Raw genomic sequence first — 15,400 nt, 5'->3', positions numbered from 1 at the left:
ATGTCATCGAAGCGGGGCGCCGGAGTTCAGGCGCGGGCGTCGCCGGCAAGGGCGTGGCGCAGGCTCAGGGGCCGCATGTCGGTCCAGACCGTATCGATATGCTCCAGGCACGCGGCGCGGGGCCCGGAGAAGCCGGTCGCGCTCCATCCGGCCGGCACCGGACGATGGGCGGGCCAGACGGAGTACTGCTCTTCACCGTTGATCACGACGAGGAACGTCGCTTCGCTGTCGTCGATGGCCATGGCGTCGCGCTCCGCGAAAGAAGTCGGTCACGCTGCCAGAGACGGTGGCGGATCGCCGAAATTTAAGCCGCGGCGCACAATTTTTCCCGTCGGCTCCTAAATCCCTTCCCTGCCCGAACGTCCCTTTGCCTGACGACTGCCGGCGGATCGCCGCGGTGATCCGTGTCGCTCGGCGCAGGAATGGAGGTTCGGTGATGACGGAATCCTACGACCACCCGGATACGTCCTTCCCCCTGCGCGGGGTCTTCCGGGACGAGGGCGTGAGGCGCGGGGACGAAGACGACGCGCCGGTCTACGATGCGCTGGGCATCGGCTTCGGCCCGTCGAACCTGTCGCTGGCCATCGCCCTCGACGAGGCGGGACGGCAGCGGGGCCGCCAGCCGCGCGTGCGCTTCCTCGAGCGCCAGGACCAGTTCGTCTGGCATGGGGGGATGCTGCTGCCCGACAGCGGGATGCAGATCTCCTTCCTGAAGGATCTCGTCACCCTGCGCGATCCGACGAGCCCCTACACCTTCATCAACTACCTCCACGTCCATGGCCGGCTGATCGACTACATCAACCGCAAGTCATTCTTTCCGAGCCGGATCGAGTTCAACGCCTATCTGCGCTGGGTCGCCGGGCATTTCGCCGATCGCTGCGACTATGGCGATACGGTTCTGGCCGTCGAGCCGGAAGGGCGCGGTGACGCGATCCGCCACCTCCTCGTCCATTCGCGCAAGGCCGATGGCCGCGAGCAGAGGCGGCGGACCCGCGCCGTCATCCTGGCCACGGGCGGCGAGCCGCGCATCCTGCCGGTCTTCGAGGAAGTGCAGGGCAGCGCCCAGGTGTTCCACTCCTCGCTCTACCTGTCGCGGATCGAGGGCGTTCCCCTGCCGGACGGCTCCGCGCGCCGTCCGCGCATCGCCGTCATCGGCGCGGGCCAGACGGCGGCGGAGCTGTTCCTCGACCTGCAGAGCCGCATCCCCACCGCCGATATCACCATGATCTTCCGCGGGCAGGCGCTGAAGCCCGCCGACGACAGCCCCTTCGTCAACGAGATCTTCAACCCGGACTTCACCGATTTCGTCTACGGCCAGCCCGAAACCCAACGCCGGGCCATCATCGACGAGTTCCGCGGCACCAACTACTCGGTGATCGACACCGACCTCCTGACTCGGATCTTCGACATCCTCTACCAGCAGAAGGTCAGCGGGGAGCATCGGCACGCCCTGAGGCCGAGGACCACCGTGGTCGGAGCCATTGAGCAGGCCGGTGAGATCGTCCTAGAAACCCTGGACGCCGCCACCGGCCTCACCGCGCGGGAACCCTACGACGCCGTGATCATGGCCACGGGCTATCGCCGCGACCGCCTGGAGACCATCATGCCGTCCCTCGCCCCGCATCTCACCGACGGCACCATCGGGCGCGACTACCGTCTCGCCACCCGCCCCGGTTTCGAGCCCGGCATCTACCTCCAGGGGTTCAGCGAACCCACTCACGGCCTGAGCGATACCCTCTTGTCCATCCTGGTCATGCGGGGGCATGAGATCGCCCAATCGCTCCTCGCCGACCGGCAGAGGGCCGGCGCGCGGGCCTGACGCGGCCCTCGATCCACCGGCATGGCACCGGCATGGCGTGCGTTGCAGCGTCGAACGGGCGAACGATGTCCTTGAGCCGAGCCGATGCGGAACCTCGTTGGGAGTCAGGTCCGGACGAGGCGGTCTACAGCCTCGACCGGGTCACGTTCTCGGTTCCCGGGCGCGTGCTGCTGCAGCCCCTGAGCCTGACCATCCCCGCCGGCCGGGTCATCGGCCTCATCGGTCATAACGGCTCGGGCAAATCGACCCTGATCAAGCTGCTCGGCCGCCAGCAGGCCCCGAGCGCCGGCCGCCTCCTGTTCAAGGGCGACCAGATCGAGCATCTGGGGGACCGCGCCTTCGCCCGCGAGGTCGCCTACCTGCCGCAGACGACGCCGCAGGCACCGGGCATGCTGGTCAGGGAACTCGTCGCCATGGGCCGCTATCCCTGGCACGGGGCGCTGGGCCGGATGGGCGCGGCGGACCGCGACGCCGTCGCCGAGGCGATGCGGCTCACCACCGTGACTCCGTTCGCCGAGCGCATGGTGGACAGTCTCTCCGGCGGCGAGCGCCAGCGCGTCTGGCTCGCCATGCTGGTCGCCCAGAATGCCGGCTGCCTCCTCCTCGACGAGCCCATCGCCGCCCTCGACATCGCCCACCAGATCGAGGTGCTCTCCCTCGTGCGCCAGTTGTCGCGGGAGCGCGGCCTGACCGTCGTCGTCGTCCTGCACGACGTGAACATGGCGGCCCGCACCTGCGACGACCTCATCGCGCTCCATGGCGGACGCCTCATCGCACGGGGAACGCCCGCCGAGATCGTGACGCCGGAGGGGCTGGAGGCGATCTACGGGGTGCGCATGGGGGTCTTCCCCCATCCCCGGACGGGCATGGCCCTGAGCTACCTCGACTGAGGCCCGCCCGAACCCACGTCGCGCTTCATGCGTTGCCCCGCCAGATCAGGGAGCGACGCATGTCCGAGACGACGACACCGCCCGAGCCGGCCAGGGTGAACGAGGATCTGGCCGCATCCACCTACGACCGATCGCGCGGCGGCGGTTCCACCAAGCCCGAGGAGAACGGCGCCGCGACCGGCCCGAAGGATACCGTCACCGGGACCGTCCAGGAAACGCCGGACGAGCCGAGCGACCGCCCCGGCACCGAAGCCGAGGAGAACGCCCGATGAGTGCGACCCCATCAACGCCCGAAATGCCGGGCACGATCACGCTGACGGAGCCCCGCGACAAGGCCTATTGGGCCCGCTATTTCCAGACCCCCATCGAAGATGTCGAGGCAGCCGTCGCCGCGGTCGGGCACGATCCGGCAACCGTGGCCGAGCGGCTCGGCAAGCCGTGGCCGGTGGAGGAGAGCGGCATCGTCTGAGGCCGCGAAAGCCGGGGCTCGCACCGTCACCCGAAGCAGAATTGCGTACACTTTTCGGCCGGACGGCATAGAGCGGGTCGGGTAGAGGGGAGCCTGCCCGCGGAGATTCCTTGTCGATGGACGCCGAAACCCTGTCCCGTCGCACCCTGCGCTTCGTCAACGTGGCGCATGCCCTCGACCACTTCGTCCTGCTGATCTACCCGACCGCCGTGATCGCCATCGCGGCGCAGACCGGGCTCTCCTATGGGGAGTTGATCGCGCTCGCCACCGGGGCCTTCGTGGCCTTCGGCCTCTGCGCGCTGCCGATGGGCTGGCTCGCCGACCGGTTCGGACGGCGAAATCTCATGGCGGTGTTCTTCTTCGGCTACGGCCTGTCGTGCCTCGGGGTCGCGAGCGCCGCGAGCCCGACGGCCTTCGCCCTGTGGCTCTGCGTGCTCGGGCTGGCTTCGGCGATCTACCACCCGGTCGGCTCGACCATGCTGGTCTCCCATTCGCGCCGCCTCGGGCGCGATCTCGGCGTGAACGGCGTCTGGGGCAATGTCGGCGCCGCGACGGCCTCGGGGGTCACGGCGCTGCTGGCGACGGGGTTCGGCTGGCAGGCAGCCTTCCTCGTGCCGGGCCTCGTCTGCCTCGCCTGCGGGACGGCCTTCCTGGCGATGGTCCCCGGCGACGGCGAGGGCGCGCAGGGCAGGGCCGGGGGCAAGGCGGTCCTCGCGGTATCCCGGCCGATCCCCCTCCTGGTGGTCTTCGCCTGCGCCATCGTGGCCGGCGGGATGACCTTCAACATCACCACCATCGCCCTGCCGAAGGTGGTGGACGAGCGCGTCGGCGACGGTTTGCCCCTGGCGCTGATCGGCTCCGTGGCCACCCTCGTCTTCGTGTTCGGAGCCCTGACCCAGCTCGCCATGGGACGCCTGATCGACCGCTACAGCCTGCCGGCGCTGTTCCTCGGCCTGTCCGTGCTGCAGCCGCTCGGCCTCGGCATCGCGGCCCTGAGCACGGGCGTTCCGCTCCTCGCCGGTCTCGTCCTGGCCATGGCGGCGCTCTACGGACAGGTGGTGATCAACGACGCGATGGTGGCCCGCTACGTGCCGCCCCTCTACCGCGCGAGGGCCTACAGCGTGCGCTATTTCCTCGGCTTTACGGTGAGCGGGTTCGTGGTGCCGATGATCGCGCTCCTGCATGAGAGGGGCGGGTTCGGCCTCGTGCTCGGGATCGCGGCGGCGTTCGGCGCCGTCATCGTCGCCTCGGCGGTCGGCTTCTTCGGCCTCACGCGACGGGAGCGATCCCGGCCCCTCGCCCCGGCGGAATGACGGACGAGGACCGCCACGCGACCGGCCTTCGCACCGCCATCGGACGGGGCCGTCGCGAAATCGGGGCGAACGTCCTATGTCGGTCCCGGTCGGCCAGGGAGAGCGACGCCATGCAGAGGCGGTACGAGATTTTCGCCGACTACCACCAGTTCTATCTCTGGGATCAGGCCGAGAGCCCCGACACGGCGCTGGATTACACCGACGAGGATCTCCACCGGAGGGTCAAGACGGCGCCGTTCCTCGTGGTGATCCAGCCCGAGCGCAACATGTCCGTGCCGGTGGAGCTCGCCATCGTCGACCGGGCGCCGGACGACGCCCTCGACCGGTGGGACCATGTGGCGGAAGCGAGCCTCGACCTGCCCTCGGGCCGCCTCGAGATCCACGAATGCACCGGCGGATCGATCGACGTCCTCACCGTCGCCCCCGGCCCCTACCGGGTCCGCGCCTATTTCGGCGGCCTCGGCACCCTCACCGACGATGGGCTCGACGGCGAGGACCATTACCGCCTCGTCCTGTGGCCGGCCCCTGCCGCCCCGGTCGCGGTGATCAAGCACTACGCCGACCCGCGCTGATCGGGCGACCCCATTCCTTGCGGCTAGGCTGTTCCCTCATCTCGCGGGCACCTCGGGTCCCCTCTCCTGTAAGGAGAGGGAGCACGGCGCGCCTCATGTTGCACCCTTTCGGATAGAGGGAACGACCGTCGAGCGGAGGTGCGACTCCGGTAGCTCCGCATGCGGGGAGAGGCGGGTCCGAAGCCCGCCCCTCACAACTCGAAAAAAATCCACATCGGCCCGGAACCGCGCCCGACCTTCCGCGTTTCACGCGTGCGAGGCCGTGATCGGCTCGCATTCTGGCGCCGGGCACGGTGTCCGGCGCCCTTTGTCATCACGTTGCTCTTCAGGAGGATGTGGTCATGAGGACCTTGGATTTCGCACCGCTCTACCGCTCGACGGTCGGTTTCGACCGCATGATCTCACTGCTCGACCAGGCGACCCGGATCGAGCCGTCGACCACTTGGCCGCCCTACAACATCGAGAAGGTGGCCGACGATTCCTATCGCATCACCATGGCGGTGGCGGGCTTCACGCCGGATGAGATCGACCTGACGCAGCACGACACCGTGCTTCAGGTGACGGGCCAGAAGGCGGGCCAGGACGGGGAGCGCGCCTATCTCCATCGCGGGATCGCGACGCGGCCGTTCCGGCAGACCTTCAACCTGGCCGACCACGTGAAGGTCACCGGCGCCCGCTTCGACAACGGGCTCCTGACCGTGGACCTCGTGCGCGAGGTGCCGGAGGCCTTCAAGCCCCGCCGCATCGCCATCGCCGGCGCGACGAGCCCCGCCGGCCAGGACAACGCGCCCGCCCGGATCGAGGACCGCGCCGAGGCCGCCTGATCGTCGACGCAGCCATGAGAGACACCCTCGGGGGCTCACGGGCCCCCGAGGGCCGCATTCCTGTTTCAGTCCGGCCTCACAGCCATAGGGAGGATCGATCATGTCGTTGAGGGAACCGCATTTCTTCCGTTCCGGCGCCGGGCCTTCCGGCCCCATGAACCCCGCCGCCACCCAGCCCGCCTCGTTCGAGGCGTGGCAGGCCGTGGTGGCCCCCGGGGACGTGTTCCGGCATCCGCGCGAGGTGCTGGCGCACCCGCTCCTGTCCCGCGAGGAGAAGCGGACGATCCTGGCCTCCTGGGTCTCGGACGCCTGCGCCCTCGAGAACGCACCGGGCCTGCGCTGCCTCACCGGGGCCAGGGCCGAGCCGGTCACCGTCGAGGCCCTGCTCGCGGCCCTCGCCGAACTCGACGGCGGCGCCGCCCCGGAGAGGGCCACCTCCGGCCCCCCTCGGGCCGCGCCGCGCCGCCGGCCGCGCCTGGCGAACCTGCACCGCTACCTCCGCCCGCGCCGCCGCAACGACGACGACGAGCCGCCGCCCTGCCCGGCGACGATCATGCCCCGCCCCCGGACACCGCCCAGCGCGGACGCGATCCCGGCCTGAGCGGGGGCGCCTGGCGCGCGCCGCCGCCGTGGGGCGGCGGTCGCGCGAGGCGGCTTGGCCCGCGCTTGTGAAGACCCTCGCCATTCCACCGCCGGCCATTGCGAGTGTTCTTCGAGGTTGGGCGCTGGCGTGGAAGCTTGGCTCAGGGAGAGGAGCAGGCTTTCGCCCTCCCCCCGGACGCGGAGGAACGGGTCGCGACCCAAGTCAGTCGCTCGGTGCATTGGCGCCGGCCCGCGAGAGCGGACATGGGATACGCGAAGCCTTGTCCCTAGAGCATTTTCAAGCGAGGTGGATGCCGGCTCGCGTGAAGACAATGCGACCACACAGCAGGTGAGAATATTGTCCGTGATCCAGAGATGACGGACAATGCTCTAGCGTGCATCGTCCAATATGAACTTTAGCTCCCGCACGGCGCGTTCGATCTCTACCTCGGCCAGCGACGAGTACCCAAACACGAGCATGTCGTCCCCCGCCCCAGGGTCGAAGTCATAAGCGGCGCCGCTGGACAAGGCATAGACGCCGATCCCCCGCTCGCGCGCCTCGATTTGGATTGTCCTGGCCGGAGGGAAGCCATCCGGCAGCCGCCAGACGAGGTGAAGACCACTCTCGCCGCCGAGAATGACGGCCTTGTCGAACGTGCTCCGCAACGCTGCGACGAGGCAGTCCCGGCGTGCCTTGTAGACCTGCCTCAGCCGGCGCAGGTGCCGGTCGAAATGCCCCTCGTCGATGAAGGTGGCGAGCGCGGCCTGTTCCAGCCACGCCTGGCCGTTGCTCATCCGCGCCTTCAGCATTCGCGCTTCGTCCCAGAACATGCGCGGGACCGTAGCAAAGCCGATGCGCAGGCCGGCGCCGACGGATTTCGAGAAGGTCCCGACGTAGAAGACGCGTCGTCCCCCATCGAGGCCGGCCAGGGCGGTCAGCGGCGGCCCGTCGTACCGGAAGTCGCTGTCGTAATCGTCCTCGACGATGTAGCTGTCGGTCTCCTCGGCCCACCGCAGGAGGTCCAGCCGCCGGGTCAGCGGCATGATCGCGCCTGTCGGGAACTGGTGCGAGGGCGTGACGTAGAGCAGGCTGGCCCGGTCCTTGGGCAGCAGGTCCGTCCGCAGGCCGTCGCCGTCGACCGGGACCGGATGGATGGTCATGCCGGCGCTCCTGAAGATCAGAGAGGCCCCGAGGTAGCAGGGGTTCTCGATGCAGAGCTGCCGAGTGTGGGACCGTAGCAGATTGAAGACGAGGTTGAGGGCATCCTGCCCGCCCGTCGTCACGACGACCTGGTCCTCCGTCACCGCGACGGCGCGGGCACGTCTGAGATGAGTGCTGATGGCCGCGCGGAGCTCCGGGAGGCCGGCCGGGTCGCAGTAGTCGGTGAGGTAGGCAGTCTCCCGTGACAGGAGTCGGTTCACGATCCGCCGCCAGATCCGAAGGGGGAACCCGGCGGGGTCCGAGCGTCCAACCCAGAAATCGAGCTCCGGTCGGTCGCCGCCGCCGCCCGGCGAGCCGGCAAAGCAGAGCAGGGGGTCGCCGGCCACGTCCGGGACCGGCCCGTTGGTCGGGGTCCGGTCGCTACGCTGGATCAGCAGGAGGCTGTCCGGCGGGATGGGCTCCACGAAGAGACCCGCCGTACCGCGCGCTTTCACGTACCCTTCGGCGGCGAGCCGCTCGTACGCGGCATTCACGGTGTTGCGAGAGATCCCGAGGCGCTCCGCCAGCAGGCGGCTCGGCGGCAACCCCATCCCGGCCTTGAGCTTTCCCTCGAGGATGATCGCCCGGACCTGATCGAACACCTGGGCCTGCAGCGGCTTGGCGGAGGTCGCGTCGAGCGTGAGCGTCAGTTCCAATCGTCACCTCCACCGGTGCCGTCGCCGTCCGGCCACCATCGGCTCCCACAGCTGCGACAAAACGGTTGGTACCATGGAGCATGCCGGATTTGGTCCTTCCACCGGACCAAAATTTGGAATTATTTGCAACTTAGTGCACCTTGATAATCGGTCAGGCACGCCATCCGGAACACCAAGAAGGCCGGACGCTCGACCGCGGAGGAAACATGAACGAAATCGTCAAGCCCGACTCCCTGCTGGTCGCCGAGGCCGAGAGCCTGACCGAGACCTTCTTCGGCGGTTGCCCGCACGACTGCCCCGATACCTGCTCGATGCTGTTCGAGGTCAAGGATGGTGAGCTGCTCGGCGTCCGCGGAAACCCGGACCACCCGATGACCCGCGGTGGTCTCTGCGTGAAGCTGAAGGACTACGAGAAGCGCCACTATCACCCGGACCGGCTGCTCTATCCCATGAAGCGGGTCGGGCCGAAGGGCTCCAAGCAGTTCGAGCGCATCACCTGGGACGAGGCGCTGGACACGATCGTCACGCGCTGGAAGGCGATCATCGACGAGCACGGTCCGCAAGCCATCGCGCCCTACAGCTATCTCGGCAACCAGGGCCTCGTGCACGGGCTGAACGGCGGCGACGCGTTCTTCAACCGGATGGGCGCCACCGTCACCGAGCGGACCTTCTGCGGCGAGGGCTCGTGCACGGCCTGGCTCCTCACCGTCGGGCCGACCGCCGGCCTCGACCCGGACAGCTACATCCACTCCAAGTACATCGTCATCTGGGCCTGCAACTCGGTCTCGACGAACCTGCACCACTGGGCCATCGTCAAGGACGCCCAGAAGAAGGGCGCCAAGGTCGTCGTCATCGACACCTACGCGTCGCGCACGGCGAAGGCCGCCGACTGGCACATCGCCCCGAAGCCCGGCACCGACGGCGCGCTCGCCATGGCGCTGATCAATTCGATCATCGAACAGGGCCTCGTCGACCAGGATTACGTCGACAATTACACGGTCGGCTTCGAAGAGCTGAAGGAGCGGGCGAGCACCCGCACGCCGGAATGGGCCGCCGAGATCACCGGCGTCCCGGCGCAAGACATCCGCAAGCTCGCCCGCGAGATGGCGACCGAGCAGCCGGTGGGCATCCGCATGGGCGTCGCCCTGGAGCGGCACTACGGCGGCGGCCAGACCATCCGGGCGGTCTCGTCCATTCCGGCGCTCACCGGCGCCTGGCGCCATGTCGGCGGCGGCGTCACCCAGTTCGGCGTGTGGGAGCACCCCTACAAGTTCGACGTGATGTGCCGGCCCGACCTGATCCCGGAGGGGACCCGCGTCGTCTCCAACCTGCAGATCGGACGCGCCCTCACCGGCGAGCTGAAGCTCGACCCGCCGATCCTATCGCTGATGTGCTGGAACTCGAACCCCGTCACGCAGGCCCCCGAGACCGACAAGATCGTCGAGGGCCTGATGCGCGAGGACCTGTTCATGGTCTCCGCCGAGCACTTCCTCTCCGACACCGCCTCCTACGCCGACATCGTGCTTCCGGCGACGATGGGCGCGGAGATGGAGGACATGATCCTGTCCTGGGGCCACCTCTACCTGACCTACAACACCAAGTGCGCGGACGCGCCGGGCGAGGCGATCCCGAACAACGAGATTTTCCGCCAGCTCGCCGCCCGGCTCGGCTTCGAGGAAGAGAACTTCAAGTGGACCGACACGGAGTGCCTGGAGCACTATGTCGACTGGAACGCGCCGGCCTGCGAGGGCATCGACCTCGCCTACATGCGCGAGCACGGCTTCGCCCGCCTCAAGGTCGGCACGCCGGACGACCGGGCTCCCCATAGGCAAGGCAACTTCCCGACGCCGACCGGCAAGTGCATGTTCATGGTCGAGGGCGCCACGAACTTCGTCGCGCCGCCGTTCCGGCAGATGTACGAGGGCTTCCAGCCCGGCGAGGCGCTCGATCCCCTGCCCGACTACCTCGGCCCGCGGGAATCCCACACCAACGATCCGGAACTCGCCAAGCGCTTCCCGCTCAACATCGTCTCGCCCAAGAGCCACTACTTCCTGAACTCCTGCTACGCGAACATGGAGGACAAGCAGAAGGGCCAGGGCGAGCAGTTCGTGATGATCAATCAGCACGACGCCGATGCCCGCGGCATCCGGGACGGTGACAAGGTGCAGGTCGCCAATGACCGCGGCGCCTTCAAGGGCGTGGCCCGCATCACCGACGACGTGAAAGCCGGCATCGTGGTGGCGACGCTCGGCTACTGGCGCCAGCTCAACGAGGGCACGGTCAACAGCATCTCGTCGCACGCCTTCACCGACATGGGCCACGCCCCGTCCTTCTCCGACAACCTCGTCGAGGTTGCGCGGGCGAACTAGAGCTGCGCCCGACCACGTTGGGTCGGGGCACAGCTCTCGATCTTTGTTGTGTCGCACTCTCTTTCGCCGAACCGGCATCCACTTCGGCGGAGAGCGCTCTCGCCGAACCCGGCTCCTCGCAGGCATCCCTCCGGGGGTGCCTGCCTCTACGGCGTCCGTCCATCAGCCGAGGATTTACGAGGCAACTCGTCATGGGGCATGCTCTCGGCGGGCATCCGCGACAGGCGATGTCCGCAACGATAGCAGAGGAGTGACCTTGACATGAGCGACATCGCGACGGTGGCGAAGGCCTTCTTCGACGCCTGTGAGACGGGTGGGGGCTGGGAGGCCTGCGAGCGCTATTGCACCCCCGATGCGACCTTCTCGGCTCAGGCCGACGCCCTGGCCGGCGTCACCTCGATACGGGACTACACGGAGTGGATGAAGGGGCTTCTGACCTTCATTCCCGACGGTCGATACGAGGTGAAATCCTTCGCCACCGACGAGGAACGCCGGAACGTGGCGGCCTACGGTGTCTTCCACGGCACCCATACCGGCGAAGGCGGTCCGTGCCCGCCGACCGGCAAGAGCACGTCGACCGACTACGTCTACGTCATGCAGTTCGAGGGCGACAGGATCGTCGGGATGACGAAGATCTGGAACGACGCCCGGGCCGTGAGGGAGCTTGGCTGGGCTTAGTTTCCTGATAGATACCCCTATCGTCCACCCGGTAATGTGACGAGGCTGCCATCCGTCGGCGCTCAAACCGCGTCGGCGAGCGGCAGCTTTCCTCGTTCCAACCCGGACGTTGGCCTCTGTCTCACCAGCCTGGGAGTGGACCTTCCAGGGGCCTGCCCGAGGTCCAGAAGCGGAGGCGATCAAGCGTGAGGCTTCCCGCCACCGGCCTGCCTTCCCGCCGGGCGCTTGCTTAAAATTCCAAAACTAGGAATTTATGCTTGACAGCGTGACGCTCCTCCGGTATCAATGAGGAACGCTCAAGAAGTGTGACGAGAGGGGCAGCGGGATGGAGCTTCCCTTGGAAACACGACAACTCGCCGAGCGGTTGATGCGGACGACGGGCATGACCGGCCGCGAGATCGCGGAGCGGACGGGGGTCCGCCCCCAGACGATCAGCACGTGGAACCGCCAGCATGGCTGGCGCGAGGGGGTGAGAGACGCAGCGCGTCGCCTCGACCCCGGAGCCTGGGCACCCGCGCGACGGCGCGCCGTGGCGACGCTCTACGGGATGCCGGAGGTCGAGGCCGCGACCCTGGCGGTGGCGCTCGGCGGCACCGTCGTCGGCGCGCCGGCCCTGTTCCGCGCCTGCGGCTTCGCGCGCAGGCCGCCCGCCCGCCCGGCGCCGCGTCCGCCGAAGGTCGGGGCGCCCCCTTCGGAGGCGCGCGCCACGGAGAACCTGGGCGCGGCCCTGCGCGACCATATCGGCCGCCAGATCGCGCGGTTCCACGCGGCGCTCACCGCCGAGACGCCGCCGGGCCTCGATTCGGCGAAGGTGCTGCGCGACCTCGGCGGCCTGAAACGCCTGCTCGACGACCTCTCACGCGACGACCGGGAGCGGAACCATGCGACGTCCCGCTCCCCGGCCGGCGACAGAGGCGACACCGGCGAGGACGATCTGCCGGCCCTGCGCGCGGCAATCGCGGCGCGCTATGCGGCATGCCTCGGCGAGCGGCCGGATGCCGGGTTTTCTGGCGAGCCTGCCGCCGGAGCTGATCCGGGCCCTGGCCTCGGACTGGCTCCATAACGCCCGGAGCGACCAGCTGCCGCCCTGCCCGTCGCGGGACGACTGGACCACCTGGGTGGTGATCGGCGGGCGCGGCTCGGGCAAGACCCGCACGGGGGCCGAATGGGTGCGGGCGCTGGCCGGCGGCGACCCCGCCTTCTGCGCGGCGGCGGTGGGCCGCATCGCCCTCATCGGCGAGACCTATGCCGACGTGCGCGACGTGATGATCGAGGGGCCGTCCGGCCTGCTCTCCCTCTCCGGGTCGCGGCCGCTCTGGTCGCCCTCCCGGCGGCGGCTCGAATGGGCCAACGGCGCCGTGGCCCTGGCCTTCTCGGCCGAGGAGCCCGACTCCCTGCGCGGGCCGCAATTCGGCGCCGCCTGGTCCGACGAGATCGCCAAATGGCGCCGGCCGGACGCCGCCTACGACATGATCCAGTTCGGCCTGCGTCTCGGCGACCGGCCCCGCAACCTCGTCACCACGACGCCCCGGCCGATCCCGCTGATCCGCCGCATCCTCGCCGACCCCCTCACGGTGGTGAGCCGCTCGCGCACCGCCGACAACGCGGCCAACCTCGCGCCCTCCTTCCTCGACGCCGTGGTCGGGCGCTACGCCGGCACGCGGCTCGGGCGCCAGGAGCTCGACGGCGAGTTGATCGAGGACCGGCCCGACGCCCTGTGGACGCGGGAGGGGATCGAGGCCGCGCGCATCGACCGGATGCCGGAGCTCGGGCGGATCGTGGTGGCGGTGGACCCGCCCGCCTCCTCGAAGGCGGGGGCGGATGCCTGCGGGATCGTCGCGGCGGGGCTGGGAGCCAACGGGCACGCCTACGTCGTCGCCGACGCCACCTTGAGCCGGGCGAGCCCGCAGGCCTGGGCCGGCGCGGCCCTGGCCCTCTACCATCGCCTGGAGGCGGACAGCCTCGTGGTCGAGATCAACCAGGGCGGCGAGATGGCCATCGCCGTCATCGCCGAGGTGGATGCCGCCGTGCCGGTGATCCCGGTGCGGGCGACGCGGGGCAAGTATCTGCGGGCCGAGCCGGTCTCGGTGCTCTACGCTCAGGGCCGCGTCCATCACGTGGGCAGCCTGCCGGCGCTCGAGGACGAGCTCTGCGATTTCGGCCCGGACGGCCTCTCCAGCGGCGCCTCCCCCGACCGCCTCGACGCCCTCGTCTGGGCCCTCACCCACCTGATGCTGGGCCAGAGGGCGGAGCCGCGGATCCGGCGGATGTGAGCGGCGTACGCCGCGCGTCCCTCCCCCCTTTGCGGGGGAGGGTGGCCCGCGAAGGCGGGTCGGGAGAGGGGAGCGCCGCCTCCTCGGGATAGACCCGCGCCCCCCCTCACCCGGTCGCTCCGCGACCACCCTCCCCCGCAGAGGGGGGAGGGGTGTTTCCCCGCCGAGGATCTCACATGCCGAACCTCCTCACCCGCCTCGCGCGGGCCGCCTTCCCCGTGGCCGAGACCAAGGCCGCTCCGGTCGCCGGCATCGGCCTCGCCTTCTACGGCGAGGGCCGGGCGGTCTGGACCGCGCGGGATTACGGCGCCCTGGCGCGGGAAGGGTTCCAGCGCAACGCCATCGTCCACCGGGCGGTGCGGCTGGTGGCGGAGGCCGCCGCCTCCCTGCCCCTGGTCCTGACGGACCGGGCGGGGCCGCATCCGCTCCTCGCGCTGCTGGCCCGGCCGAATGCCCGCGAGGGCGGGGCGCGCCTGCTGGAGACGCTCTACGGCCACCTCATGGTCTCGGGGAACGCGGCCTTATGGAGCAAATGCACCAAGCTGCAAGGCTTCTACGATGAGCCGAGCTGCTTCACGTCTGAGGGGCTTTTACGCAGTCCTCATCTGCTGCGTTGTGGGGGCCGTAAACCTGCCAACGCATAGCAGCTTCGCCAGGAGCCTCTTCAGTCACTGGGATAACGATCCCCATAGAGAGGGATCGCATACAGAATTCAGTGCGCCTTCTAGGCGTACCCGGCATAACGTCGTTGTATTCGCACCATCCCCACACATAGAGAAATGCTCTTCCTTCTGCGACACGCGTCATGTCGGCATGAGAAGCAAATACTGGGGTGGATTCGAATTGAGTTCCGGAGGGAATGAATACGACTTGCCTCATACCCCATCCCTCAATGTCTGGATAGGAGAACTCTTCAGACAGTTCACCTTCCATAACCGCAACGCTGGCATAAGTGTACAATCGCTTAGGCCAAGTTTGACCACTATTATTCCATTTGAATGTGACTATATAATCTCTAATTCTTTGTTCTTTTGGTCCAGGGGCTTGCTCAATGTGGAAGTCGCTAGCGAAAATATAGGCTCGCCTTTCAACAAGAAATGTTTCTTGAGCGAGAGAGTTTGCGGCGATGGCCGCAGTAGCGCTGCGGTCGGAATGGAGAGCGGCAAATCGGGCATAGATCGCAGCGGCAGCGGCGGCGGCGAGAGTCAGCAACGCAATGCCGAGGCCAAAAAGGGAAGCTACGAAGGTCAGTCTTGTCCAACGGGCGGAATCAGCCGCAGCATCTGCCGCCTTCCACTGAGCGCAAAGATCGGACTTTCGATTGTCTTCACCGGGCTCGCATGGCTCTTTTTCGTCGTCAGCCTTGTGCGGGCTATCAGCCAAAGGCGCTACGCCCTCCCCATTGCGGGGACTTTGATAGGGATAGGCCTGTTTCTGTCCCCACTCGCTCTGTGGTGGTGAGGCGGCCAAGCAACTCAGTCCAAGGACAGCCGTAAAGAGGTAGCGCCAACCGCTTCTAAACATTGCAATAAAAACACCGCCGTGAACCCGCCACGGCTGATCTTATTGGCGATGTTGCGCTCTGTCTCCTCCACGCCAAGCGTCGCCAGCTTGTCGACCAAATCGCGGTAGCTGACGCCTCTTCGCTTCAACTCGGCTTTGAGGAGGTTCTTCGCGCGGGCCTGCCATTCGGTCTCATTGGCCTTCGTCATCATCGCTCCTGGGGTGAATGTCGCCATATCCGATATATACCC

16 protein-coding genes and 1 pseudogene are annotated in these 15,400 nt (G+C 68.2%); 13 read left to right on the top strand and 4 right to left on the bottom strand.

Translation table 11 applies throughout. The features are described 5' to 3' along the window. Positions 1-26: 26 nt before the first annotated feature. Positions 27-242: an MbtH family protein gene (locus MKK51_RS04170; protein ID WP_243975156.1), complete on the bottom strand. Its 216-nt coding sequence runs from the start codon at positions 240-242 to the stop codon at positions 27-29. A 194-nt stretch (positions 243-436) separates the two neighbouring features. On the opposite strand from MKK51_RS04170, the gene MKK51_RS04165 reads away from it, so the two are divergent. The 8 genes from MKK51_RS04165 (at position 437) to MKK51_RS04130 (ending at position 6,488) form a co-directional block, all read left to right on the top strand. Next, positions 437-1,819 (top strand): lysine N(6)-hydroxylase/L-ornithine N(5)-oxygenase family protein, encoded by a 1,383-nt coding sequence (locus MKK51_RS04165; protein ID WP_243975154.1) that lies wholly within the window; start codon positions 437-439, stop codon positions 1,817-1,819. Between the two features lie 65 nt (positions 1,820-1,884). Continuing rightward, entirely contained in the window at positions 1,885-2,709 is an 825-nt protein-coding gene (locus tag MKK51_RS04160; RefSeq protein WP_243975152.1) for an ATP-binding cassette domain-containing protein, read from the top strand. 59 nt (positions 2,710-2,768) lie between these two features. After that, positions 2,769-2,981, top strand: a complete 213-nt coding sequence (locus MKK51_RS04155) for a hypothetical protein (RefSeq protein WP_243975151.1) — start codon at positions 2,769-2,771, stop codon at positions 2,979-2,981. Further along, complete coding sequence (locus MKK51_RS04150; RefSeq protein WP_409565611.1) at positions 2,978-3,178, top strand: DUF3606 domain-containing protein; 201 nt, start codon at positions 2,978-2,980, stop codon at positions 3,176-3,178. The genes MKK51_RS04155 and MKK51_RS04150 overlap by 4 nt, the downstream gene beginning before the upstream one ends. A 116-nt stretch (positions 3,179-3,294) precedes the next feature. Then, positions 3,295-4,491: an MFS transporter gene (locus tag MKK51_RS04145; protein ID WP_243975149.1), complete on the top strand. Its 1,197-nt coding sequence runs from the start codon at positions 3,295-3,297 to the stop codon at positions 4,489-4,491. Positions 4,492-4,601: 110 nt separating this feature from the next. Continuing rightward, positions 4,602-5,063: a hypothetical protein gene (locus tag MKK51_RS04140; protein WP_243975148.1), complete on the top strand. Its 462-nt coding sequence runs from the start codon at positions 4,602-4,604 to the stop codon at positions 5,061-5,063. Between the two features lie 341 nt (positions 5,064-5,404). Then, positions 5,405-5,887, top strand: a complete 483-nt coding sequence (locus MKK51_RS04135) for an Hsp20 family protein (RefSeq protein WP_243975146.1) — start codon at positions 5,405-5,407, stop codon at positions 5,885-5,887. Positions 5,888-5,987: 100 nt separating this feature from the next. After that, positions 5,988-6,488, top strand: coding sequence for a hypothetical protein (locus MKK51_RS04130; protein WP_243975144.1), 501 nt, complete (start codon positions 5,988-5,990; stop codon positions 6,486-6,488). Positions 6,489-6,859: 371 nt separating this feature from the next. On the opposite strand, the gene MKK51_RS04125 is transcribed toward MKK51_RS04130, so the two are convergent. Continuing rightward, positions 6,860-8,326, bottom strand: coding sequence for a PLP-dependent aminotransferase family protein (locus MKK51_RS04125; protein ID WP_243975143.1), 1,467 nt, complete (start codon positions 8,324-8,326; stop codon positions 6,860-6,862). Between the two features lie 206 nt (positions 8,327-8,532). On the opposite strand from MKK51_RS04125, the gene MKK51_RS04120 reads away from it, so the two are divergent. The 5 genes and pseudogenes from MKK51_RS04120 to MKK51_RS04100 form a co-directional block, all read left to right on the top strand. Beyond that, positions 8,533-10,695, top strand: coding sequence for a molybdopterin-dependent oxidoreductase (locus MKK51_RS04120; protein ID WP_243975141.1), 2,163 nt, complete (start codon positions 8,533-8,535; stop codon positions 10,693-10,695). 261 nt (positions 10,696-10,956) lie between these two features. After that, positions 10,957-11,373 (top strand): ester cyclase, encoded by a 417-nt coding sequence (locus MKK51_RS04115; protein WP_243975139.1) that lies wholly within the window; start codon positions 10,957-10,959, stop codon positions 11,371-11,373. A gap of 337 nt (positions 11,374-11,710) precedes the next feature. Continuing rightward, positions 11,711-12,436, top strand: a complete 726-nt coding sequence (locus MKK51_RS04110; protein ID WP_243975137.1) for a hypothetical protein — start codon at positions 11,711-11,713, stop codon at positions 12,434-12,436. Beyond that, positions 12,369-13,646 carry a DNA-packaging protein gene (locus MKK51_RS04105; RefSeq protein WP_243975136.1) on the top strand — a complete coding sequence of 426 codons (1,278 nt, stop codon included), beginning with the start codon at positions 12,369-12,371 and terminating at the stop codon, positions 13,644-13,646. Before MKK51_RS04110 ends, MKK51_RS04105 begins: the two co-directional genes overlap by 68 nt. Positions 13,647-13,822: 176 nt before the next feature. Beyond that, a pseudogene (locus tag MKK51_RS04100) lies at positions 13,823-14,170 on the top strand (phage portal protein); the annotation flags it as partial. A 49-nt stretch (positions 14,171-14,219) separates the two neighbouring features. On the opposite strand, the gene MKK51_RS04095 reads toward MKK51_RS04100, so the two are convergent. Beyond that, positions 14,220-15,029, bottom strand: coding sequence for a hypothetical protein (locus MKK51_RS04095; protein ID WP_243975135.1), 810 nt, complete (start codon positions 15,027-15,029; stop codon positions 14,220-14,222). A 92-nt stretch (positions 15,030-15,121) separates the two neighbouring features. Further along, positions 15,122-15,385: a DUF6471 domain-containing protein gene (locus MKK51_RS04090; protein WP_243975134.1), complete on the bottom strand. Its 264-nt coding sequence runs from the start codon at positions 15,383-15,385 to the stop codon at positions 15,122-15,124. Positions 15,386-15,400 lie beyond the last annotated feature (15 nt).

This window comes from Methylobacterium sp. E-045 (genome assembly GCF_022829685.1).
In the GTDB taxonomy this organism is placed as follows: domain Bacteria; phylum Pseudomonadota; class Alphaproteobacteria; order Rhizobiales; family Beijerinckiaceae; genus Methylobacterium.
This window is presented reverse-complemented; position numbering and strand designations above follow the sequence as displayed.